This window comes from Amycolatopsis jiangsuensis, from assembly GCF_014204865.1.
Classification (GTDB): domain Bacteria; phylum Actinomycetota; class Actinomycetes; order Mycobacteriales; family Pseudonocardiaceae; genus Amycolatopsis; species Amycolatopsis jiangsuensis.
Genome location: NZ_JACHMG010000001.1, coordinates 1,527,667 through 1,548,707, shown reverse-complemented (window position 1 = coordinate 1,548,707; position 21,041 = coordinate 1,527,667). Strand labels below are relative to the sequence as shown.

Sequence of the window (21,041 nt, the reverse complement as noted above, 5' to 3'; positions counted from 1 at the left end):
GGGCTCAGTCGATGCGCGCGGTGCGAGCGTAGCGGCCGGGCGGGATTCCCATCTCGCGTTTGAATGCCGTGTTGAATGCGTGTTCGGTCTCGTAGCCCAGCGAGCTCGCGATCCGGCCGACAGTCTCCCGGCCGGCGCGGAGCTGCTCGCCGGCCAGGATCATGCGCCAGCGGGTCGGGTACGCGATCGGGGTCTCGGCGGCGCGCGCACGGAAACGATCGGCGAACGTCGTGCGGGACATCCCGGCAAGGGTGGCTAGCTTCTGCACGGTCCACGGGTGGCCGGCATCGGCGTGCATGACTTCCAGGGCTGTGCTCAGCCGGGGGTCGGCCAGTGCGGCGAACCAGCCGGCGTCACCCTGGGAAGGGTGGCCATGGAGAGCCGGATCGCCGCCACCAGCATCATGTGGGCCAACGGAACCTTCGCCGTGGAAACCGCGCCGATCTCGCTGTCCGATGTGGAACGTGCCTGGTCGCGGCCGGCCGACAGCAGCAAGCGCATCGTCTTGACCCAGCCCTGACCCACTCCTGACCCCAGCCCTGCCCCGGCACTGCCCTGGCGCGCGGATCGACGATCCCCGACCGCCACGCCATCGTGATCGACCCGCGAGCGGCGAACTGGATCCACTGCTCGACGACTCGTTGATTCGTGGGTACGCCCGGTGTCCGCTACCCGGAGTGCGCCTCAGGATGCGCGCGTCGCACACTCCGACACGAAGGCGAGCTGCCGCAGGTGCAGTGCGAGTGAGAGACGATGGTGGTCGAGGTTGTGCCCGGCGCTCGGCTGAAGCCTCGTCTCCACCCACGGGGCCGCGGTGAAGTACCCGGCGAAAGCAGCCACACGGCTTTCGCTGACGTTCCACAGGCCGTCGTGCTCGGCGAGGGTGTACTGCACGGGAACGGCGACTTCGGCAGCGAGCTTCGCCAGATTCGCCGGCCAGCCTTCGACGATTTCCAGCATCTCGCCGATGGAGACCGGCTCCACTGACGCCTTGGCCGCTTCCACGGCGTCGGCGTCGACAGTGCTTTCCGGGCCGTACAAGAGAGCACGTCGCTGCTCGGAGGGAAGTTCCACCGGGCCGCTGGTGGGCATGGCGTGCCAGGCGTTGACGACGTGCTCGGGGGACTGGTCACCCACGCCGTGCAGGGAGATTCCCAGAAGTGGCCAGCGTGGCCGCCGTGCGGCGATGTGCACGGCGATCGCCGAGCCGATGGAGTGCGAGAGCAGCACCACCCCGGGCCGTCCCGCGCCGTGCTCTGTCCACAGTGCTCCGACAGCGGCGTCCAGCAGTCCGGCACTGGCACCGAAAGTCGCCTCGTCGTCCGGAAGCGTGTCGCTTCCTCCGTAGCCGGGACGGTCCAGCGAGAACACGCGAAACCCGGCCGTCTCGGCGAGGTCCAGCAAAGAGTGGCCGGCCACATGGAAATACCCGGAGTTGTATCCCCCGCCGTGCAGGGCCACGACCAGCGGGGAACCGGGCGCGTCGCCGGTGGTCGTGAGCCCGGTGATCGTCCGCCCGTGGACCGGAAGTTCCAGTTGTTTCGTGGTCATGTCCCGCCGCTCCTTCGCAGCCCGTGGTCCTGACAGGAATGTCGTAATGCTGACGTAAACGTCCAAGCGCGTCAACATCGCAACGTTACACAAGCGTCAGAAGATTGACGCTAGCGACAGAGCGACTTACGCTTCCGGTATGGAACCCGACCCGGAAGGAGCTCACGGATGACATCCCTGGAGCCGGAACTGCTCGCCCACACAGTGCGGGGCGTCGACCACGCGGCGTTTCCGACGTTCGATCCCCGCGCCACGATCACCTTCTACCGCGACGTACTGGGTTTCCCGGTCGTGCACGCGACCTGCGCGCTCGGATGGGGACCGGGTGATCACCCGGACTTCATCCACTTCTTCTTCGACATCGGCAACGGTGACCGGCTGGCGTTCTTCTACTACTTCGGGGTGGCGCCCTACCGGGACACCGGGATTCCCGAGCTGCTCCACCGTGCCCGGCACCTCGCGATCCACGTCGACGGGGAAGCGGACCTCGCGGAGTACCGGCGCCGGCTGGACGCGAGCAACTGGCCGTGTGAGCTGCAGGTGCGGCACGAGACGGTCGAATCGATCTACGTCACCGACCCCAACGGGTATCTGATGGAGATCACCCGTCCCCTGCGGGCGATCACTCCCGAGGACGACATCGACGCCGCCCTGAGCGTCGACGCGCTCATGGAGGTGGCCGGTGAGCCCGAGCCCAGCCTGGAGAAGTTCTTCGCACGCAAGGCGAAGCTGATCGCGGACCGCTACGAGGGCGAGCCTGAGCTGGTGACCTTCGCATGACCACGCTGTTCGTCCTCGACGTCGAGGACTTCCGCCCGCTGGCCGAGGTCGCCGGCAAGGATCCGGACGTGACCGTGCGGCGGCGCGGCCCCTACCTCGAGGTCGCCGCACCCGGTTCGATCCGCATCGACCGCAACGCCGCCGGGCGCCGCAATGCGGTCTGGTTCAGCTCGGTCGCCGCGGTCGAGGATGGCCGGGTAGCCCGCTGGGACCGGGAAGAGCTGGTGATCGAGCCCGACGGACCCGAAGAATGAGTCCGCTGGCGGTGGACCGGCTGGGCGCGGGCCGCGACGTCCACACGGCCGAGGCGCCCGACGGTGTCACGGTGAGCACGCACCAGCTGACCACGTTCGACGGCGCCAAGGTCGAGGGCGTGCTGTATGCCCTCGACGGGGCGGCGACGGTGGTCACCGTCATGCATCCGCGCCAGTCGGTGACCCACCATCCGATGATCCCACTGCTCCTGCGTGCCGGCGTTTCGGTCTGGACACAGGGCACCCGCTCGCCGAACAACGACCTCGCCCTCGTCCACGAGCAGGCCCTGCTGGACGCGGCGGCGGGGCACGTGTTCCTCCGGGATGCCGGGTTCGGGACGGTGCTTGCCTTCGGCCACTCCGGCGGGGGGACACTGTCGGCCTTCTACCTCGAGCAGGCCACCCTCGCGCCCGAACTGCGACTGGACGTGACACCGGCCGGAAGGCCCATCGCACTGGCCGGCGCGCGGATGCCGATCCCGGACGGTGCGGTCTTCCTCGCCCCGCACCCCGGGCAGGGGCAGGTGCTGCAGAACTGCGTAGACCCGTCCGTCGCGGACGAGTCCGATCCGCTGTCGGTGGATCCCGCGCTAGACATGTACTCACCACGCAACGGGTTCGCGGAGCCTCCGACGCCGAGCCACTACGGTGGAGGATTCCTCCGCGCCTACCGTGCGGCCCAACGGGACCGGATCGCCCGGATCGACGCGCGCGCCGTCGAACTCGCCGCCGAGGCGGCGCGGGCCCGTGCCCGGTTCGGCCGCACCCGGGATCCCGCCGACCGGCGGACGGGAGCCGCTCCGCGGATCATCACCACCTACCGCACCGACGCCGACCCGTGCTACGTGGATCTCTCGATCGATCCGAACGACCGGCACTACGGCTCGCTGTTCGGCCGCCGCCCGGACCTGATCAACTACGGTCTGGTCGGTTTCGGCAGGCTGACCACTCCCGATGCCTGGTTGTCGACCTGGTCGGCGAATCACACGAACGCGGACTTCGTGCGGTGTGCGGCCGGCGTCCGGCGGCCGGTGCTCTACCTCGAGTTCAGCGGCGACCAGGCCGTGCTCCCCACCGCCAGCGCCCGGATGTTCGGGGCGCTGGCCGCTGAAGACAAGGTCCACCAGGTCGTGCGGGGCCAGCACTTCGGCCAGTCCCTCGCTGAGGGCGAGCCCACCGGATACGCCGCCGCGGCCGTGCACATCGAACGCTGGCTGGCCGACCGGTTCGCCACGGCACCACCACGGAGAACGAGGTGAAAGAAGTGGGCTCCATCGGAGTCGTCTACGACAGCGGCTACGGCCATACCGCCGCACAAGCCAGGGCAGTGGGGGAGGGCGCGGCTTCGGTCCCCGGTATCGACGTCGCGCTGTACTTCGCCGAGGAAATCGCCGCCGACCCTCGTCGGCTCGGACACTGCGACGCCCTGATCTTCGGCACCCCGACCTATCTGGGCAGTGGCTCGGCGATCTTCAAGACCTTCATGGAGGCCAGTGCGAAGATCTGGCTGGATCAGGGCTGGAAGGGCAAGCTCGCCGCGGGGTTCACCAACTCCGCAGGCCACTCCGGAGACAAGCTCGCCACCCTCACCCAGCTCTGGCTCTTCGCCATGCAGCACGGGATGGTCTGGGTGGGGCTCGGCCTGCTGGACGGCAACGGCCGCAGCACCGGATCGGACGCCGAGCTGAACCGGCTCGGTGCCTATGCCGGCGCGATGGCGCAGTCCAATTCGGACCAAGGGCTGGAAGGCATGCAGGACAGCGACTTGCGCACGGCTTCGGCGCTGGGCGAGCGCGTGGCGCGGCAGGTCGCCACGTGGCAGGGAGGTGGACGGTGAACATTCTGGTGATAGGCGGGGGACCCGCCGGCCTCTTCTTCTCGATCATCGCCAAACGAGCGGTGCCGGCCGCCACGATCGAGGTCCGGGAACAGAACCCGGAAGGGGTGACCTACGGCTGGGGTGTGGCGTTCAGCGAGAGCGCGGCCGGTGCGCTCAGGCCCGCCGCACCGGATGTGATCGATGCACTCACCGCCGGCATCCGGCACGACCGGATGGTGCTGAGCCTCGATGGCGCCGATGTGCCGGTCCAGGTCGGTCGCAGTCACCTCAACGCCCGCTGGTCCCTGCTGGCCACGCTGGAGAGGATCGCGGTCGAGGCCGGGGTGCGGATCGAGCACGAGAGCGAAGCCGCGGTGACCGAAAGCGAGCTGGCCCGCTGGGACCTCGTGCTCGGCGCCGATGGGGTGAACAGCCGGACACGCGAGCACTTCGCCGAGCACTTCCTGCCCAGCGTCGAACTGGGCAGCAACTGGCTTGCCTGGTACGGCACCCGGAAGCCCTACCCGCCGTCGATCATCCTCCGCAACAGCGAGTACGGGGTCCTCATGGCCCATGCCTCGGGATTCTCGGCCGAGATGAGCAACTTCACGGTCGAGGTCGGTCAGGAGACCTTCGACCGGCTCGGATTCGCCGACCTGGCCGAGGACGAGTCCCGCGCGCTGTGCGAACGGCTCTTCGCGGACTCGCTGGCCGGCGCGCCGCTGCGGAGCAATCACTCGCCTTGGTTCCGGACGAAGTTCGTCAGCTGCGCACGGTGGACCCATCGCAACCTCGCGCTGATCGGGGACGCCCTGCACACGGTGCATCCGTCGGTCGGGTCCGGCACGCGGTTCGCGATGCGGGACGCGGTCTACCTCACGGAGGCGCTCGCCGGAGCGCGGTGGGACGTGGAGGTCGGTCTCAAGGAGTTCGAACGGGTGCGCAAGCCCGTCGCGGATGCCTTCCAGGCCGCGGCGAAGCGCAGTATCGCCTGGTACGAGGGGCTTCCGTCCCGCACCATCACCCACCCGACGAAGTTCGCGATCGAGTACCTGATGCGTACCGGACGGGTCTCCTACCGTGATTTCCGGCGGGAGAACCGTGATGTCGTCCTCGGCTACGAGCGCGATCTTCGTTGACCATGCCGGCGCCTCGAGAGGAGAGACACGCCATGACGCTCGCTCCCGACACCTCCGGGAAGCTCGTCCGCTACCCGGCCGAGGAAGAGGACCGCTACGTCGGCGAGGGCCTGTGGGAATCCCCCACCATCGCCGAGCACTTCCACAGCATCGCGCAGGAACACGGCGGGCGGGACGCCCTGGTCTGCGGGGACCACCGCCTGACCTTCGCGGAACTGGACCGCATCACCGACCGGCGCGCCGCGGGTCTGCATCGGCTCGGGCTGGAGCCGGGTGGGGCGGTGCTGCTGCAGGTGCACAACACCGTGCACACCGTGATCGGCTGGTACGCGCTGCTCAAGGCGGGTCTCGTGCCCGTGTGCACCCTGCCGCTGCATCGCGGACACGAGATCGCGGAGATCGCGCGGCAGACCCGCCCGATCGCACACCTCGTCGCCGCCCGCGATCCCCGTTTCGATCTCGTCGGGTTCGCGTTCGACCAGGCCGAGGCAGCCGGGGCGGAGCGCACGATCCTCGTGTCCGACGGCCCTGCCTCGCACCCCCGCGCCGTCGAACTGGACAGCCTCGGCGACGACATCGACGGTGCCGAGGCTCGCCGGACCGTCGAAGGCATCCAGGCCGGGCTCGGCATGCAGTCACTCGCCGTGTTCCAGCTTTCCGGTGGCACCACCGGGGTACCCAAGGTGATTCCGTGCCTGCAGGCCCCGTACTGGCACTACGGCGCGAGCCTGGCACGTGCGATGGGGTGGGGGCCGGGGGACCGGATCGCGTTCCTGATGCCGATCGTGCACAACGCGGGTGTCATCATCGGCCTGCAGGGCCCGCACAGTGTGGGAGCGACCCTCGTCCTGGGAGCTCCGAACGCCTCGGCCGCGCTCGACCTCGTGGCCGGAAACGGGGCGACCGACGCGCTGCTCGGTCCGTTCGTGTTCGACCTCGCCCTGGATCCGGGCCTGTCGGACGCGACCGCGCTGCGGCGGGTGCTGTTCAGCGGCAAGAAGGTACCCCGCCGGCACATGGAGGTCCTCGAGGCACAGGGAATCTGGGGCGGGCAGATCTTCGGGATGAGCGAGGGACTCTGCCTGAGCACCCCGCTCGACTTTCCGCTCGACGCCAGGGTGGCGAGCGTCGGCGTGCCGATCTCGCCCGCGGACGAGGTTCGGCTGTACGAGCCGGGAACCGAACGGGAAGTGGCGCCCGGCGAGGTGGGTGAGCTCTGCGCCCGAGGCCCGTACACCCTGCACGGCTACTACGACGCGGCCGCGCACAACCGGCGTGCCTTCACCGCCGACGGCTTCTATCGCAGTGGAGACCTGATGGCGGAGCGGACGGTCGCCGGCGTCCGGTGCTACACCGTCGAGGGCCGGATCAAGAACATGATCAACCGGGGTGGCGAGAAGATCAACACCGAGGAGATCGAGCTCCTGCTCGGTTCCCACGACGCGATCGCCGAAGCGGCCCTCGTCGCGATGCCTGACGCGCGGCTGGGTGAGCGGGCCTGTGCGTTCGTCGTGACCCGTGCCGGCGTGCACATCGATCTCACCGAGGTCCGCGCCCACTTCGAACGCCTCGAGGTGGCGAAGTACAAGTGGCCGGAGCGGGTTGTCGTGGTGTCCGAAATGCCGCGGGTGAGCCAGGTCGGCAAGATCGACCGCTCGCGCCTGCGGGAGATCGCCGCGACGCTCGCGGCCGAGCCGGGGTAGTGGCGGGCGAACGGAGCATCGGGTGAGCACCACGGTACCGCTGCACCGGCACACGAGGGTGTGGACGACGGACATCGACGAGGCCCAGTCCGCGGCCGGGCAGGTGATGTCGTCGCACCGGCTACGCGTCAGGGACCCCGAGGAATTCGGTGCGCGGCTGCACGCGGTGGAGATCGGCTCGTCGACGTTGTTGTACGCCACCTACCACGGCGAGGTCGCGGTGACCGGGCTCGCGCCCATGGAGTACTACACGCTCCAGCTCATTCTCGCCGGAGCTGTGGACGTCGTCACGGACTTCGGCGAGCAGCGCGCCGGACAAGGGCAGGCATGCGTTGTCTCTCCCGGTGAACGGGTGCGACTGCGCTTCGCGGCCGGAACCGTGCAGATCGCCGCGAAGCTGCCGCGGCACGTGGTCGAGCAGGGCTACGCCCGCCTCGGGGCCGAGCCGCCCGGCCGACTGGTTTTCGGGCTGGCGGTGGCCGACGACGCACCCTGGCCCGGGCAGCTGCGGCTCGCCGTGACCACAGTGGACCGCTTCGACACGGGTGTCTTGCCGCCGGGCGCCGGTCGTGAACTGGAACGCATGCTGGTGACGTCGCTCCTGCTCAGCCAGCCGCACGACCACGCCGGGACGATGTTCCGCGGCGGCGGCACCCGCGGGTACCGTGCCGCGGGCACCGCCGCCGAAGCACTCACGGCGGATCCTGTGCCGTACCGGGCCCCGGAGGAACTGGCTTGTGCAGCGGGAGTGAGCCTGAGAACGTTGCAGGAAGGCTTCCGCTCCCGATTCGGTACGACGGTGACGGGCTACCAGCGCGAGCTGCGGCTGGAACGCGCGCACCGAATGTTGTCCACAATGGACGATAAATCGTCCGTCGCCGACATCGCGCTGGCGTGTGGGTTCTTCCATTTCGGCCGATTCGCGCGTGACTACCGGCTGCGGTACGGGACCACGCCGTCGACCACCCTGCGCTCCTCGCGCACGGCGGACAGGGCCGCGCGGAGCGGATAGACCGCCGAGGCGCCGGTACCCACACTGGGTGCAACGGCAGTACGGCCGAAGGAGAAGCGATGAACAACGAAGATCTCGCACTCGATCATCTCGACGCGACCTTGTCCACAAAGGATGTCCGGAAGGCCCATGCGGAAATGCGGGAACTCTGCCCTGTCGTGCACAGTGGCCGGCACGGGGGATTCGACTTCCTGACGCGTTACGAGAACGTCCGTGCCGCGTTGACCGACCCGGACTCGTTCTCCTCGGCCGATGGGGTGCACGTCCCGGCCAATGCCGAGCTCCCACCGGTCCCGGCGCTGGAGTTCGACGAGCCGGACCATGCGCAGTGGCGCAGGGTCCTCGACGGTCCGTTGACCCCGCGCGCCGTACGGGCGTTCGAACCGGTCATCACCGAAGTCGCGGACCTGCTGATCGACGAGTTCGCGACCGCGGGTGCGGCCGACCTGGTCGAGCGGTTCACCGAGCCACTGCCCGCGATCGTGATCGGGCGGATGATCGGTCTCGGGCAGGCCGAGGCGGTGCGCGCCCGCGGCATCGCGGCGAGCCTGTTCGCCGCCATGGGTTCCGAGGAGTTCCCGGACCGCTTCGCGGAGTTCACCGAGCACACCCAGCGCTGGCTGGCCGAGCGCCGGGACAACCCCCGCGATGACCTGCTCACCGAGATGGCGAGCGGTGTCGTCCAAGGTAAGGAGATCGACGAGGCAGGCGCCGCCGGGCTGCTGCTGGCCTACATCGTCGGTGGCCATCACTCCACGGGCTCGGCACTCGGCGGGCTCATCCGGCACGTGCTGACCGTGCCCGGGCTGCGCGACGACCTCCTCGCGGACCGGCGCGCGCTGCCCCGGGTGGTCGAGGAGAGCCTGCGGCTGACCACGCCGCTGCAGCTGTTCGCGCGTACGCTCCGCTGTCCCGTCCGGATCGGCGACCAAGACCTCGCCGAGGGCGGCCGGGTCCTGCTGGACCTCGCCGCCGCGAACCGGGACCCGCGGGAATTCACCGACCCGGAGGAGTTCGACCGGCAGCGGACCCGGAACCGGCACGTCAGCTTCGGTGCGGGAATCCATGTCTGCCAAGGCCAGCACCTCGCCAGGGCCGAGCTCCGGATCAGCCTCACCCGCCTGCTCGACCGGCTGCCGGACCTCAGGCTCGACGGACAGCCGGTCGAGAGCGGGCTGGTCGGCGGATCCTTGATGACCCACTTCGCGTTGCCGGTCGTGTTCACCCCGGAGAGCGCCGCATGAGCCGAGCCACACACCTGCCGCTCCGCGTCGGCAGCCGGACGACCGTGGCACTCGACGTGGTCGAGTTCGAGCTGTACCCGGTCGAGGGTGGTGCTCTGCCACGGTGGCGTCCCGGCGCTCATGTCGATGTCGTGACCGGGGCGGGAGCCGTGCGCCAGTACTCGTTGTGCGGCGACCCCGCGGACCGCGGGAGATATCGGATAGCTGTGCTCCGCGAGCACGACGGGCGTGGCGGATCGGCGTGGCTGCACGAGCAGCTTCACCAGGGCGACCTGATCACCGTCGGCGGCCCCCGCAACCACTTCCGCCTGGAACCGGGTCCGAGCTACGTGTTCCTGGCCGGCGGGATCGGGATCACCCCGCTGCTGACCATGATCCGTCAGGTGGACGCCTACGGCGCGAGCTGGTCGCTGCACTATGGCGGCCGGACCCGTGGGTCCATGGCCTATGCGGAGGATCTGCAAGCGATCGACGCGCGCCGGGTGCACCTGATTCCCTTCGACGAACGCGGCCTGATCGACCTCGCTCTCGCTCTCGACTCGGTGGGCCCGGAAACCCACGTTTACTGTTGCGGCCCGGAATCACTGATCCGCGCGGCCGAGGACGCTTGCGCACGCCGGGGGTTGCGACTGAGGACAGAACGGTTCTCGCCGAAGGCGCTCGCCCCCTCCACCGCGGACACACCGTTCGCGGTGCGGATCGCCTCGACCGGCGCCGAGGTGGTGGTGCCGGCAGGCCGTTCCATCGCCGACGTGCTGGGCGAAGCGGGCGTCGATGTGCTCACGTCGTGTGCGGAGGGCACGTGCGGAACCTGCGAAACGGCCGTCCTCGACGGCTGCCCGGATCACCGTGACTCCGTCCTGACGGAGGAGGAACAGGCGGCGGGAGACCGGATTCTGCCCTGTGTCTCCCGATCTCGCACGCGCTGCCTCGTGCTCGACCTGTGACCAGCCGGCCGGGTCCGGTGGTGCCTGCCCGGACTGCGTGGGCTGTGACAAGCTGCGGGGATGGAGTGGGAGCCGTGGCTGCGTCGGTGGAGCGAGGAATGGGTGAGCGTCGCGGAGCCGGACGAGGTCGAACCCGAGGTCCGGGCGGATCGGTGGCTCGGGTTCGCGCCGGCGACCGAGAGCGAGGTCGTCGCGGCCGAGGCGCGGCTGGGGATGCGGCTGCCGCCCTCGTACCGGCAGTTTCTGCGCTGCACGAACGGATGGCGGGACGCGGGCAGCTTCGTGTCCCGGATGCGCGACACCGAGTCGGTCGGCTGGGTGCGCGATTTCGAGCCGCACTGGGCGGAATGGGAGGAACTCACCGACCAGGACAACGCCGACCCGGGCAACGGCAACCGGTTCACCCGCGGTCTGCTGCTGTCGCTGGAGGCCGACGCCGGGATCCTGTTCCTCGACCCCGGCGACGTCGATGCCTCCGGTGAATGGGCCGCGTACAGCCTGTTCTCCTGGCGTGCCGCGCCGCCGGTCCGGTTCGCCTCGTTCGCCGCGCTGATGGAGCACCTGTACGCCGAATTCCACCAGATGCACCAGCCCGAGGGGGAGACCCGGGACGAGTGGGAGACGCAGGTCGAGCACGCCCGGACCCGCGCGCTCGCCGGCGAGGCCGACGGCGCCGACGAGGTGCTCGCCGAGGCCGAGGAGTTCGGCCTCGAGCGGGCCACGGTCCTGCGTGTCCAGATCCTGCTGCTGTCCGGCGACCACTACGAGGCGGGGACACTGCTCGGGAGGCTGCTGCATCCGGCGTTCCTGACCGAGGGCTTCCTCACCGATCCGGTGTTCACCGAGGAACTGCTGCCGTATCTGTTCCACGAGCATGCCCGCGTCGCCGGGAGCGCCCGGAATTCCGTCCTGCAGAGCGCGATGGTCGGCGAGCGGCCGGAAATCCTGGCCATGATCGCCGAGCACGAACCACGGTTCCGGGCACCGGCGCACGCCCTCGGCTACGGCAACGCGGACTTCGACGCCCCGGTGCGCCGGGCCCGGACCGCACACGCGGACGATCCCGAAGCACTGTGGACCGCGATCCGCGAGGCCATGCCCCACTGGCGGCCCCGCACACCCGACCACATCGCCCCGGTCGCGCTGCTCGGCGATCCGGTCCTCGCGGCGGCGATCACTCCCGAGCGCGGCCGGGAACTGTTGACCACGCCCCGAAGTGCGGAGTAATGCCCGGGTGATCGTCCCGAAAGCCGGGGGATCAACGGTTTTCGAGGAGTGCCTTGAGCGCGCCGGCGAACTGCGTGGGGCGTTCGACGGGCCCGAGATGGCCACCGGGGACCTCGGTGAGCGGAAGCCGGAGCCTGGTGGCCAAAGCCGCGGCGGCCCGGTAGGGAAGCTGGCCCCGGGAGTCGATGCCGGCGACGGGGACCAGCCGCGGACCGGCCGCACCGAGCGCGGCCACATCGGGCTCACCGGTGGTGAACGGGAGCAAGATGTGTTCCAGGAACTGCGATTGGAGATCGCCGAGCCGGGGAAACAGTTCGGCCAGTTCGGGGGTGGGGGGTTCGGGAAGCGTCCCCGCGTAGGTGTCGAGCCAGTTGCCGAGGTGGCGCAGATCCGGGGTGTCCCTCCCGGGTTCCACGGCCGTCATGGTCTCGGTCATGAGCCGGGCCGCTTCTTCCGTTTCCCCGGAGCGGGCGGCTGTTCGCGCCGCGGCGAGCGCGTCCCGGTGACGACCGGCGTCCGGCAGCAGGGCGAGCACCGGGGGCTCGTGCACCACGGCGAGGCGGAGGCTGTCGGGGTGGCGGGCCAGCAATTCGAGGGTGGTGATGGCGCCGGCGCTGAAGGCGAACACCGCCGGCGCCTCCTCGAAGAGTGCCTCGATCAGGCCGAGAGCATCCTCGGCCTGCACCTTCGGTGACTGGTCGCCGTGCTCGGTGCCCGGCCGCGCCGAAGCCACGCGGCTGGACATCGCGACGACGCGGTAGCGGTCGGCCAGATGCGTGGTGAGCCCGTCCACGATGCCGGCGTGGCCCGGACCTCCGGGCAGGATCAGCACCGGGGGACCGTCGCCGCGGTCGCGGTAGTCCAGCGGAGTGCCGTCGAGGGTGAGTGTCGCGGTGCGAATGGAGTTCTCCTGTCAGGGATCAGATGTCGGACCAGTGCGCGAGAGTGTGGTGGAGCGTGTCGACCGCTCGGCGCCACGACGCGTCGAGATCGCGGCCGGAGGTGAAGCCGCCGGCGGCCTGCAGGTCGCTGAAGCCGTGCAAAGTGCTGCGCAGCAACCGGACCGCGTCGGTGGCATCGGGTTCCGGCAGGTCGTAGCCGCGCAGCAACGCGTAACAGACCTCGACGATGCGCGCCACGCCCGCCGACGCGGCGGCGTTTTCGGACGGCACCGGGTACCGGGTGGCTGCGTACCGGCCCGGATGCCCGGTCGCCAAAACGCGGTAGGTGTCGGCGAAGGCAGTCAGGGCGTCGTGCCGGGAGCGTCCGGCCACGGCCGCGCCCAGAGCTTCGGCCCATTCGGTGAGCGCGAGCAGCGCCACGCGTTCCCGTACGTCGGCGAGGCCCCGGACGTGGGTGTAGAGGCTGGCGTCACGAATGCCCAAACGCTTCGCGACCGCGGCCAGCGTCAGGTTTTCGAAGCCGATCTCATCGGCGAGATCGGCGGCAGCGGTCACCAAGGTGCCCGGGGTGATGCGCACACGCGACATCTGTTCCTAACCTCCCTAGGTGTCATCCTAAGATACACAGGAAGCACGGATATGGGTAGCGCTGGTCGACGAGCAATCCGGGCGGGAAGGTGCTGTTTTCGAATCCTTTGTGGACCGAGGAGGAGTCGCGCGGGCCGGCGCACGCGACGTCGGCCACGGTGGTCGCGCGGTCTGGTACGCATCGCTGTCGCGCCTGTCCGGGAGTGCGGGCGGTTCCGGAGCAGCCGGGCCTCGGCCCGCGCCTGGCTATAATCGCGCCATGCCGCTGCTCGTTGATCTTCTCGGGGCACTGCACGTGACGGTCGACGGGCGGGAACTCGAGCTGGGGGCACCGCGGCAGCAGGCACTGTTCGCGCAGGTGGCGACCCGGTGCGACCAGGTGGTCTCGCGGACCGAGCTGATCGACGGCATCTGGGGTGCGCAGCCGCCGAGCAGTGTGCGCGGCAGCGTCTACACCTACGTCTCCCAGCTGCGCCAGGCGCTGGCCGGCGACCGGAAGGTGGCGACGAAGGAGTCGGCGCTGATGAGCGTCGGTTCGGGCTACCGGCTGCGGGTGGACCCGGAGAACGTCGACAGCCGGCGGTTCGAGAACGCCTTCCGGCAGGCGGCCGAGTCGCTGGCGGGCGGGGACGTCGAAGCGGCGATCGAGAGCTGGGACGAGGGGCTCGGCCTGTGGCGCGGGGAACCGCTGGCCGGGCTGCCGGGCCCGTTCGCGGAGAGTGAGCGCGCGCGGCTGTCGGCGTTGCGGCTGGCCGCCATCGAGGACCGGGCCGAGGCGCTGCTGGGGCTGGACCGGGAATCGTCGGCTGGTCTGGACCTGTCGGGAGTCGTGGCGGAGAACCCGCTTCGGGAACGCCTGCGCGCTCTGCACATGATCGCGCTGTACCGCGGGGGACGGCAGGCCGACGCCCTCGAACAGCACGAGCAGTTCCGCCGGATGCTCGCCGACGAGCTGGGCGTCGATCCCGGGGCCGAGGTGCAGGAGGCCTACCAGCGGATCCTGGTGGGCGACCCGGCGCTGGCCGGCCCCGCCACGGACCGGGTCGCCCGGGTCGCCGGGCGCCGGGCGGTCCCGGCGAGCGAGCGCAGCCCGTACCCGGGCCTGCTGTCCTTCTCCGCCGGCAACGCCCAGTACTTCTTCGGCAGGCAGCGGCTGACCACCACACTCGTGGACCGGCTCGGCGATCCGTCCGGCGGCGGGCCGATCGCCGTGATCGGTGCGTCGGGTTCGGGCAAGTCCTCCCTGCTGCGGGCCGGTCTCGCGTCGGCGATCGACGGGATGGACCTGGCGACGCCGCGCCGGTGGTCGTGGCTGCTGATCACACCGGGCAGCAAACCGGTGGAAGCACTCGCCTCGGCGCTGGCGCAGGCGACCGGCCGCCCGCAGACGGAGATCCTCGGCTACCTCCAGGACAGGCCCGCGGAGCTGGCCGCCCTGCCGGCCACCGGCGACCGGCCGGTCGTCATGGTCGACCAGTTCGAAGAGCTGTTCACGCTGTGCGAGAAGGAAAGCGAGCGCCGCGCGTTCGTGCGGGCGCTAAGTGCGGTGAGCACGCCGGCCGAGGACGTGCCGGTCCCGCCGGTCTCGGTGGTGCTCGCGGTCCGCGCCGACTTCTACGGGCACTGCGCCCAGCATCCCGAACTCGTGGGGTCGCTGGAACGTGCCCTCGTGGTCGGCCCGATGACCGGCGAGTCGCTGCGGGAGGCCATCGAGGCGCCGGCGGAGCTGGCCGGGCTGGAACTGGAACCCGGCCTGGCCGACCTGGTGCTGCGCGACCTGAGCGCGGAGGAGGACGCGGGCGGAGCCCTTCCGCTGCTGGCCCACGCCCTGCTGGCGATCTGGCAGGACCGGGACGGCACCCGGCTCACCCTGCGGGCCTACGCCGAGGTCGGCGGCGTCCACCAGGCCATCGCTACCACCGCCGACACGACCTATGCCCGGTTCGACCCGTTCGGGCGCGAGATGGTGCGCCGGATGCTGCTACGCATGGTGTATGTCGGCGAGGGCGTGGAGCCCACTCGCCGGCGGGTCGACCGGGTCGGCCTGATCGAGGGGTCCGGTGACCCCGCGACCGCAGCCGCGGTGCTGGACGCGCTGGCCAGGGCGCGGCTGGTCGTGCTGGACGAGGACACCGCCGAGATCAGCCACGAGGCGTTGCTGCGCTCGTGGCCGAGGCTGCGCCAGTGGATCGCGGACGACAGCGAGGGACTGCGTCTGCACCAGCAGCTCACCCAGGACGCGGCGGCCTGGCAACGGGAGGGCAAGGACGAGTCCGCGCTGTACCGGGGCACCCGGCTCGCCATCGCGAAGGAGTGGGCCGACGCGCTGCCGGACGATCGCGCGCTCGCCCCGGTCGAACGCGAACTGCTCGCGGCCAGCGTGGCACGGGAGGATCGCGAACGGCAGGCCGCGGCACACCGGACCAGGCGGTTGCGCCGGCTGGTCGCCGGATTGACCGTCCTGCTGGTGGTCGCGGTCACCTCGACGGTGATCGCGCTGACCGAACGCAGCACGGCGGTGCGGGAGCGAGCCGATGCGACCTCTCGCCAGGTCGCGCTGCGGGCGGACTCGCTGCAGGCTGCCGATCCGGCGCTGGCGGCGCAGCTCAGCCTCGCGGCGTACCGGATCTCGCCGACGACGCAAGCTCGCGGCAGCCTGCTCACGACCTCCGGGGTGCCGCCGGCGACCAGGCTGCTCGGACACACCGGGGGAGTGGCCGCGTTGTCGTTCAGCGGCAACGGAAAGCTGCTCGCGAGCGCGGGCAAGGACAAGACGGTCCGGGTGTGGGACGGGCGGACGCGCACCGAGCTGGCCACCGTGCGCACCGCGAGTGACGCGTACGGGGTGGCGCTCAGCAAGGACGGCGGGCTGATGGCGGCCGGCACCGCCGGGGGCACGGTGCTGCTGTGGGACATGCGCGATCCCCGGCATCCGGCACAGCTGGCCGCGGGACGCGGGCACACCGACACCGCGGTGGCGGTGGCCTTCAGCCCGGACGGGCGGAAGCTGGTCAGCGCCGCCGCCGACAAGACCCTCCGGCTGTGGGACGTGGCCGGCCGGCAGCTGCGTTCGCCCCGGGTCCTCGCCGGACACGAGAAAGCCGTCACCTCCGTGGCGTTCAGCCCGGACGGCCGGCTGATCGCCAGCGGCGGTTACGACACCAGCGTCCGGCTCTGGAACGCGGCCGACGGGACGCCGGCGGGCGTGCTCGCCGGGCACACGAACGCGGTGACGGGGGTGGCGTTCAGCCCGGTGGGCCACCTGCTCGCCAGCGCTGGTTACGACGAGACCGTCCGGCTGTGGGACACCACGAGCCGTTCCCCGGTCGCGAGCCTGACCGGTGCCACGAGTTTCCTCGAGGCGGTGGCGTTCAGCCCGGACGGGCGTACGGTCGCCGCCGGCGGCGACGACCACAACACCTTGCTGTGGGACGTCGACGCGCGGCTCAAGGTGGCCACTTTCGCCGCGCCGTCGACCATTCGCGCGGTGGCGTTCAGTCCGGACGGGTCCGGGATCGCAACCGGAGCGGCGAACTGGGCGGTGACGCTGTGGGACGTCCGGGCCGCCGAGGTCAACGGGCGCGCGACGTCCGGCTGGAGCATGGCGTTCACCGAGTCCGGCAGGATGCTCGCGAGCGGGCACTACGACGGCACGGTGCACCTGTGGAACATGGCCGATTCGCGGCACCCGCGGGAAGTGGCCGCGTTGCCCCCGCACGGTGACGCGGTCACCTCGGTCACCTTCAGCCCGGACGGCCGGCTGCTGGCCGACGCCAGCTACGACCACACGGTCCGGCTGTGGGACGTCTCCGATCCGCGTCGCCCGGTCGAATTGTCCACTGTGGACGCTTCGGACGGGCAGCTGGAATCGGTGGCGTTCAGCCCGGACGGCCGTACGCTCGCCAGCGCGGGCGACGACCACCTCATCCGGTTGTGGGACGTCTCCGACCCTCGGCACGTGAGGTCCGCGGGTCCTCCGCTGGCCGAGCACACCGACGTGGTCAGTTCCGTGGTGTTCGGCCGCGACGGGAAAACCCTGGCCAGCGGCAGTTACGACGGCACGGCCCGGTTGTGGGACGTGTCGGATCCACGGCACGTGGTCCCCGGGGCGAAGCTGTCCACCGGCCAGTCCGCGCCGATCCGGGGCATCGCGCTGGCACGGGACGGGCACACCCTCGCGACCGCGGGAGACGACCACGCCGTCCGGCTGTGGGACGTCAGCGCCACCCCCGTGCTGCTCAGTTCGTTGACCGACCACACGAACACGGTGACCTCGGTGGCGTTGAGCCCGGACGGGAAGCGTCTCGCGAGCGCCAGCTGGGATCGCACAGTGTCCACTTGGGACATCAGCGACCCGCGCGAGCCCACGATGTCCGCCAGCCTGTCCGGGCCTGCCGGCAACGTGACCGCGGTGGCCTTCAACCCGGGTGACGGCAGCGTCGCGGCCGGTGTCGCGGACGCGCCGAACGTCGTCTGGCAGAACGATCCCGAGTCGGTCGCCGACCAGATCTGCGCGACGCGGGGCACCCCGATCAGCCCAGCGGAGTGGGAGACCTACGTCGGCGACGGCTCCCTGGTCGATCCGTGCGCGGGACCCTGACACGGTCTGCTGTGGACGGTGCGGGACCAAGCGTGCGCCCCGGCGGCTGAGGAGCTGCCGGATCCCGTGCGCAAGCGCCCGTGGGCACGGCCCGCCTGGTGCGTGAAGCGGACACCCGCTGGCGCGAATGCCGGGCCCGGTTACTGCCAACGGGTCGATCTTCGCCCGCGCGGGCACCGAGGTGGTTTCGACGAAGATCAGCGGGCTATCTCCTCGGGGTGAAACGGAATGCTTTCGACCGGCGCCTGCTGCTCACGACCGCCCTCGCGGCAGTGGCCACCGGCGCGTGCGGCGCACCCCGGCAGGTGCCGTGGGCTGCCCTGTCCACCCCCGCCCCGTCCACTCCCGTCTCGCCCTCGCCGCCGGCTCCCACCACGACCACCCCCGCCCCGGGGCCGGTCGAGACGCATCTCCTCGTCGGCTTCTGCGGGACCCCCGGCAGCCCGCAGCTCGGCCGGATGACCGGTGATCTGGCGGCCGCGAGCCGCGCACTGCGGGACCGGATCGCCACCTTCCCGGCGGACCGGCCGATCACCCCGGTCGTCGAGCTGATCGCGACCACGGCACAGCGGTCGCCGGGTGCGGACGGCAGCTACCGCAGCCGGTGCGCGGACGAGACGGTGCAGGAGTACCTCGACGCCGCCCGTGCGGTGCAGGGCTTGCTGCTGCTCGACATCCAGCCTGGCCACGCCGATTTCCTGCCGGAGGTGCAGGCGTACGAGAAGTGGCTGAGAGAACCCGACGTCGGGGTGGCGCTGGACCCCGAATGGGCGGTGGCGCCGGGAGTCGTGCCGGGGGAGGAGTTCGGGCACACCACCGGCGCGGTGCTCGACCGGGTGGCCGGATATCTGGGCGACCTCGCCGGTGCGCACCGGCTGCCGGAGAAGGTCATGGTCTACCACCAGGTCGCGGCGTCGGTGGTCGGTGACGAGGAGCTGCTGCGTCCGCACCCCGGGGTGTCGGTGGTGAAGGTGGTCGACGGCATCGGTTCGGCCGCCGCCAAGACCTCGACCTGGCGAACGCTGACCAGAACCATCCCGGACCAGGTGTACCCGGGTTTCAAGCTGTTCTTCGACGAGGACACCCGGCACGGGGCGGCGTTGATGACCCCCGAGCAGGTGCTGGCTCTCACCCCGACGCCCGCCTACGTGGTCTACGAATGATCCGGCCCGCCGGTTCCCGAGGCATGGGCCTCCAGCCAGGGGACGATCGCGGCGACGAAACCGTCCGGATTCGTCATCGGGCGGCCGTTCATGGCGGCGACCAGGTGTTCGGCACCGAACAGGGCGTCCCAGGTGCGGGCGCGGCGGTAGGTGGCGGCGGGGACCGCGCGCCGGACGTTGTCCCAGCCGTGCCAGGCCATCAGGGCGGCGTCGAGGGCGGGATCGCCGGGCATGGCCAGGTCCCAGTCGAGGATCCCGAGCAGCTTGCCCTCCGCCGACCAGTGCACGTTGGAGCCGCCGAGATCGCCGTGCACCAGGGCATCGGCGACGGGCTCCATGGCCAGCGCGGCGTCCAGGCGCCGCCGGCCCTCGGACTGCCAGCGACGGGGCAGGCGGGGCAGGATCTCCTCGGCGAGGACCGTCGACCACGACGGGCCCAGCGCCCGCTCGTCCAGGGCCGCCAGCAGCGCATCATCGAGTGGCACCGAGCGTACGGCCGCCAGCACCTCGGCCACCTGCGCCGGATCGCCGACCCCTTCGGGCAGGGCTGCCCCGTCGATCCACGAGACGGCCACGGCGGCCCGGTCGCCGAACATGGTCACCGGAGTGAGCGGCTCCGGTACCTGGCACGGCAGACCGGCCGATGCCAGCATCCGCAACGCCGTCATCCGGCGGGGCATCGCCGCGGCGGCCAGCGCCCGCCTGCTGACCCGGACGGCCGCGACACCGGGGATCAGCAGCACATCGTGGACATTGCCGTCGGCAGCGACGAAAGCATCGTCCAGCCGTAGGCCGGGCAGCAGCGCGGAGGCGATCGCCAGCAGGTCCTCGGCGGCCTCGATCATCTCCGAAAGCTACAACAGCGGCTGCTCGCCGCCGGTGGTGCTGGTTCGACGCGGCAGGCCGGACAGCAGAGCCATGCCGGACAGCAGAGCCGCCTGTGACAGTGCCACCACAGCGGCCCCGCGTTCCAGGACTCCGGGCCGCACCGCGTCAGGCTGACGACGGTGCCGGGTCGGCGACGGCGAGCGCCCGGTCGTTCTCCTCCTTGACCGCCCGCAGGTGGGTCCAGGACTCGACAGTGCGCATGCCGGGTAGCTCACGCAGGCGTTCGAGCGTGGCGAGCACCTCGTCGGGGGAGCCCGCGCGGATACTGCCGATCCCGTTGCACCAGCCCACTCCGGTGGCGAAACAGTCGATGTTCCCGAACTCGACGATCCGGCGTGCGACCGGCTCGGTCTCGCCGGTCACGTGCACCGCGAACCCGACGGTGTGGGTGCGGGTCGAGGGGCTGAGCCGGACCAGCGCGCCGACGTGGACGATGCCGGACTCGATCAGCCGGAGCACCCGGGCACGCGTGGCTCCCGGTGAGAGGCCGGTCGCCTTCGCGAGCTCGGTGAACGACGCGCGCCCGTCTTCGCGCAGCTGCGCGAGCAGCGTGTGGTCGGAGCCGTCGAGCTCGATGTCGGTGAGCGGTCCCGGGCTCTCCAGCGGCCCGGGCGGGAAGTAGGGGTCCTTCCAGATGCGCAGATACGTGATCGCCTGCACCGCGCGGACGCCGGGCACGGCCTGCACCTGGGCCAGCCCGCGGGAGAAGGATCCCAGGTCGGCGGCCCGCAGTTCGGCGGTCACCGCGAACCGGCCTGCCGTGGTCGTGACGAACGAGGTCTCGTCGAGCGCCGCGACCCGCTCGGCGACCGGTCCGGCGGCTCCCTCGGTCTCGATGATCACGTGCCCGAGCTGGTTGAGCCCGAACACCGCCGGATGGATCGCGCCGACCAGCCGGAGCCCGCCGTCCTCGATCAGCCGTTGCACGCGGGCCTTGGTGGTGGAACGGGCGAGCCCGACGAGGCGGGCCAGCGTCTCGAACGACGCGCGCCCGTCCTCCTGCAGTGCACGGACGAGCAGGTCGTCCACGTCGTCGCTGATCCCTCGCACGGGGAGAACTTAGCCGATGTCGCGCGCGTCGGCGAATTGTGCAGCTTGACGACCCATGGAACAGACGAAGCGACGGCACTATGAGAGGGAAAGCGTCGAATTCTCTCTTGATTGCGCCACAGGGCGGCTGTACCGTCTGCGGCCATCAGGGTCGTGGCCGGCCCGGAAGGTGCG

The 21,041-nt window shown here is 70.8% G+C and carries 20 protein-coding genes; 13 read left to right on the top strand and 7 right to left on the bottom strand.

What is annotated here, in order from left to right; translation table 11 throughout:
* Positions 1–4 precede the first annotated feature (4 nt).
* The gene (locus BJY18_RS36315) at positions 5–298 is read right to left on the bottom strand and encodes a helix-turn-helix transcriptional regulator (protein WP_281393645.1); all 294 of its coding nucleotides are present in this window, start codon (positions 296–298) and stop codon (positions 5–7) included.
* On the opposite strand from BJY18_RS36315, the gene BJY18_RS36310 reads away from it, so the two are divergent.
* Entirely contained in the window at positions 278–520 is a 243-nt protein-coding gene (locus BJY18_RS36310; protein ID WP_221457593.1) for a hypothetical protein, read from the top strand. The genes BJY18_RS36315 and BJY18_RS36310 overlap by 21 nt on opposite strands.
* Before the next feature lie 164 nt (positions 521–684).
* Here the strand turns inward: BJY18_RS36310 and BJY18_RS06510 are convergent, their stop codons facing one another.
* Positions 685–1,551 (bottom strand): alpha/beta hydrolase, encoded by an 867-nt coding sequence (locus BJY18_RS06510; RefSeq protein WP_184778574.1) that lies wholly within the window; start codon positions 1,549–1,551, stop codon positions 685–687.
* 168 nt (positions 1,552–1,719) lie between these two features.
* Between BJY18_RS06510 and BJY18_RS06505 the strand changes: the two genes are divergently transcribed.
* The 10 genes from BJY18_RS06505 to BJY18_RS06460 are packed head-to-tail and all read left to right on the top strand — an operon-like array spanning position 1,720 to position 11,676.
* Positions 1,720–2,331, top strand: a complete 612-nt coding sequence (locus BJY18_RS06505) for a VOC family protein (RefSeq protein ID WP_184778572.1) — start codon at positions 1,720–1,722, stop codon at positions 2,329–2,331.
* A complete protein-coding gene (locus BJY18_RS06500; RefSeq protein WP_184778571.1) occupies positions 2,328–2,585 on the top strand; it encodes an LSm family protein in 258 nt (85 codons plus the stop codon). The genes BJY18_RS06505 and BJY18_RS06500 overlap by 4 nt, the downstream gene beginning before the upstream one ends.
* Positions 2,582–3,844, top strand: coding sequence for an alpha/beta hydrolase (locus BJY18_RS06495; protein WP_184778569.1), 1,263 nt, complete (start codon positions 2,582–2,584; stop codon positions 3,842–3,844). Before BJY18_RS06500 ends, BJY18_RS06495 begins: the two co-directional genes overlap by 4 nt.
* A gap of 5 nt (positions 3,845–3,849) precedes the next feature.
* Positions 3,850–4,422, top strand: a complete 573-nt coding sequence (locus BJY18_RS36700; RefSeq protein ID WP_184778567.1) for a flavodoxin family protein — start codon at positions 3,850–3,852, stop codon at positions 4,420–4,422.
* A complete protein-coding gene (locus BJY18_RS06485) occupies positions 4,419–5,543 on the top strand; it encodes an FAD-dependent monooxygenase (RefSeq protein WP_184778565.1) in 1,125 nt (374 codons plus the stop codon). The genes BJY18_RS36700 and BJY18_RS06485 overlap by 4 nt, the downstream gene beginning before the upstream one ends.
* A gap of 32 nt (positions 5,544–5,575) precedes the next feature.
* A complete protein-coding gene (locus BJY18_RS06480; RefSeq protein WP_184778563.1) occupies positions 5,576–7,246 on the top strand; it encodes an AMP-binding protein in 1,671 nt (556 codons plus the stop codon).
* Between the two features lie 22 nt (positions 7,247–7,268).
* Positions 7,269–8,258, top strand: coding sequence for an AraC family transcriptional regulator (locus BJY18_RS06475; RefSeq protein WP_184778561.1), 990 nt, complete (start codon positions 7,269–7,271; stop codon positions 8,256–8,258).
* Between the two features lie 59 nt (positions 8,259–8,317).
* Positions 8,318–9,502, top strand: coding sequence for a cytochrome P450 (locus BJY18_RS06470; RefSeq protein WP_184778559.1), 1,185 nt, complete (start codon positions 8,318–8,320; stop codon positions 9,500–9,502).
* Positions 9,499–10,449 carry a PDR/VanB family oxidoreductase gene (locus tag BJY18_RS06465; RefSeq protein ID WP_184778557.1) on the top strand — a complete coding sequence of 317 codons (951 nt, stop codon included), beginning with the start codon at positions 9,499–9,501 and terminating at the stop codon, positions 10,447–10,449. Before BJY18_RS06470 ends, BJY18_RS06465 begins: the two co-directional genes overlap by 4 nt.
* A gap of 60 nt (positions 10,450–10,509) precedes the next feature.
* On the top strand, positions 10,510–11,676 hold the full coding sequence (locus tag BJY18_RS06460; RefSeq protein ID WP_184778555.1) for an SMI1/KNR4 family protein: 1,167 nt from the start codon (positions 10,510–10,512) through the stop codon (positions 11,674–11,676).
* Positions 11,677–11,707: 31 nt separating this feature from the next.
* On the opposite strand, the gene BJY18_RS06455 is transcribed toward BJY18_RS06460, so the two are convergent.
* Both BJY18_RS06455 and BJY18_RS06450 read right to left on the bottom strand, forming a co-directional pair.
* Positions 11,708–12,508, bottom strand: coding sequence for an alpha/beta fold hydrolase (locus BJY18_RS06455; RefSeq protein ID WP_312873756.1), 801 nt, complete (start codon positions 12,506–12,508; stop codon positions 11,708–11,710).
* Between the two features lie 88 nt (positions 12,509–12,596).
* The gene (locus tag BJY18_RS06450) at positions 12,597–13,166 is read right to left on the bottom strand and encodes a TetR/AcrR family transcriptional regulator (RefSeq protein ID WP_184778552.1); all 570 of its coding nucleotides are present in this window, start codon (positions 13,164–13,166) and stop codon (positions 12,597–12,599) included.
* Between the two features lie 259 nt (positions 13,167–13,425).
* Between BJY18_RS06450 and BJY18_RS06445 the strand changes: the two genes are divergently transcribed.
* Together BJY18_RS06445 and BJY18_RS06440 are read left to right on the top strand one after the other, a co-directional pair.
* Positions 13,426–17,766, top strand: a complete 4,341-nt coding sequence (locus BJY18_RS06445) for an nSTAND1 domain-containing NTPase (protein WP_184778550.1) — start codon at positions 13,426–13,428, stop codon at positions 17,764–17,766.
* Positions 17,767–17,984: 218 nt separating this feature from the next.
* Positions 17,985–18,929 (top strand): hypothetical protein, encoded by a 945-nt coding sequence (locus BJY18_RS06440; RefSeq protein ID WP_184778548.1) that lies wholly within the window; start codon positions 17,985–17,987, stop codon positions 18,927–18,929.
* On the opposite strand, the gene BJY18_RS06435 is transcribed toward BJY18_RS06440, so the two are convergent.
* From BJY18_RS06435 to BJY18_RS37700, 3 genes are read right to left on the bottom strand one after another with little or no spacing between them, the layout of a single operon-like run.
* Positions 18,920–19,774: an aminoglycoside phosphotransferase family protein gene (locus tag BJY18_RS06435; protein ID WP_184778546.1), complete on the bottom strand. Its 855-nt coding sequence runs from the start codon at positions 19,772–19,774 to the stop codon at positions 18,920–18,922. The genes BJY18_RS06440 and BJY18_RS06435 overlap by 10 nt on opposite strands.
* A gap of 9 nt (positions 19,775–19,783) precedes the next feature.
* Positions 19,784–19,918 carry a hypothetical protein gene (locus tag BJY18_RS37380; protein WP_281393644.1) on the bottom strand — a complete coding sequence of 45 codons (135 nt, stop codon included), beginning with the start codon at positions 19,916–19,918 and terminating at the stop codon, positions 19,784–19,786.
* 4 nt (positions 19,919–19,922) lie between these two features.
* Positions 19,923–20,867 (bottom strand): Lrp/AsnC family transcriptional regulator, encoded by a 945-nt coding sequence (locus BJY18_RS37700; protein ID WP_184778544.1) that lies wholly within the window; start codon positions 20,865–20,867, stop codon positions 19,923–19,925.
* Positions 20,868–21,041: the final 174 nt, after the last annotated feature.